The sequence below is a fragment of the Vibrio sp. 10N.222.49.C12 genome, from assembly GCF_041475025.1.
GTDB classification, from domain to species: domain Bacteria; phylum Pseudomonadota; class Gammaproteobacteria; order Enterobacterales; family Vibrionaceae; genus Vibrio; species Vibrio crassostreae_C.
Map to the genome: position 1 here is coordinate 1 of NZ_JBFRVF010000134.1, position 1,889 is coordinate 1,889.

A 1,889-nucleotide genomic window follows, 5' to 3' on the forward strand; every position below is an offset into this window, starting at 1 on the left:
AACCGCTTTACATTGGTCTGCGCTTCCCTGATAACCCGATAGGATCGCACCACAGTCTTTCAGTACGTTGATGTTGTCTAAGCCTCGAATCAAGTTTCGAATATCATCTGAGCCGAATGTTTGCCCGGTCCAACCTTGTTGATATTGTGTGTGGTTGGAAAATTGTACCGTATGGATAGGCCATACTTCGAGTCCCATACGTTGCATAGGAAAAACGGCAGAGCTATTGCCAGCATGGCCAAAGACCACATGAGACTGAATTGAAATTACACCTTTCAAACCGTCACTCCTCTTCTGAATATAGTTTTTGATGTCTTGAGTAAATTTTAAAGTCAAAGTACTGAACTTTGGTAATCCCCTTTGATGGGGAAGATCCATCAAGACATGAAATGTAAGAATGTCTCTATAACGATTAGGTTTGAGAGATCGATAAAGAACGCACCAATTAACGGCACGATAAAATACGCTTGTGGCGATGGGCCGTAGTAACCCGTGATACCATTCATATTGAGCATGGCTGTCGGTGTCGCACCCAAACCAAAGCCCGCATGACCACTTGCCATCACCGCGGCATCATAATTTTTACCGAGTAGCTTATAGGTAACGGACGTAACAAACACAATAGTAAACAATGTTTGAATCGTTAGGATAACCACCAGCGACAACGCCATATCAAACAGCTGCCAAAGTTTGATTTCAAGCAATGCCATAGATAAGAAGACACTTAGGGCAATTGAGCTTAAACGTGCCACTTCGACCATCGCAATCTTGGCAGGTTTGCTCTCGCTAAATAGTGTTGAGAATAGTGCACCAACAAATAACGCATAGACGAAATTTGGCACCATGTTCAGCCAATGCACATCGAGCACAAGCACTAAACTATGTAGCATTTGGCTGAGCTCAACACAGCATGCTAAAAGAACAACGCTTCCGATGCCATGTAGTACATTGCCCTTAGTCAGCATGTGATGGGCCTTTTTGTGTTCCACATCTGCTGCATGTACGTTCGGTGTTGAAAGTTGATTTTTTTCAACCAAATACGTGCCTAAAGGCGCTCCGATAATACCGCCAATCACAAGACCAAAAGTGGCACAGGCCATCGCGATTTCGAGTGCATTATCGACACCAAAATGGTCATGAAACATCGACGCCCATGCAGCACCTGTACCATGCCCACCTGATAGGGTGATAGAGCCCGTCATCAGTCCTAGCTTAGGATCCAGCCCTAAGAACGAGGCTGCAGCGACACCAATAGCGTCCTGAAAAATAATATAAACAACGGCGATTCCGAGAAAGACAACGAACAAGCGTCCACCTTGGAATAGCTGCTTGATATTTGCGCTTAAACCAATGCCTGCGAAAAACATCAGCATCAACGTCTCTTTATAAGGAAGTTCAAATTCGAACTCCATTCCCATGCGATATAAGCAAGTAGTAATTAAGGCTGCGATGCACCCACCAATCACCGGCCCTGGGATATGATATTTACTTAATATTGGTGTGTGTTTTTTGGTTACCTCACCAAACAACAACATCAAGAGTGCCAAAATGGCAGATTCAACGGCATTTACAGAAATTACATTCATTATCACGACCTAAACAACCGAATAAAAAAGCCCCGACTTGACGGGGCTTATATTTTCTAGCAACTACGAATTACGCAGAGAACTCTTGGAAGTACTCATCCAACACAGTGCGTGTTGCACGGCCAATTAGCTCGTACTCGTGGTGAGTAAGGTTCGCTAGTGATACGCGTACTGAGGCGTGTACTGTGTCGAAACCTTTACCAGGTAGTAAGATTACGCCGGTTTCGTGAGCAAGACGGAATAGGAAGTCTTTACCTTTCTCGTTAGCTTTGAACCAGTCGACAAACTCTTGACCGTAAAGTT

The 1,889-nt window shown here is 44.3% G+C and carries 1 protein-coding gene and 2 pseudogenes; all 3 read right to left on the bottom strand.

Annotated features, from left to right (window positions below; genetic code table 11):
• Positions 1-279, bottom strand: a pseudogene (locus AB4583_RS21295) (pyridoxal kinase); the annotation flags it as partial.
• A gap of 98 nt (positions 280-377) precedes the next feature.
• Positions 378-1,586 carry a sodium/glutamate symporter gene (gltS, locus tag AB4583_RS21300; protein WP_017068368.1) on the bottom strand — a complete coding sequence of 403 codons (1,209 nt, stop codon included), beginning with the start codon at positions 1,584-1,586 and terminating at the stop codon, positions 378-380.
• A gap of 70 nt (positions 1,587-1,656) precedes the next feature.
• A pseudogene (locus AB4583_RS21305) lies at positions 1,657-1,889 on the bottom strand (bifunctional aspartate transaminase/aspartate 4-decarboxylase); the annotation flags it as partial.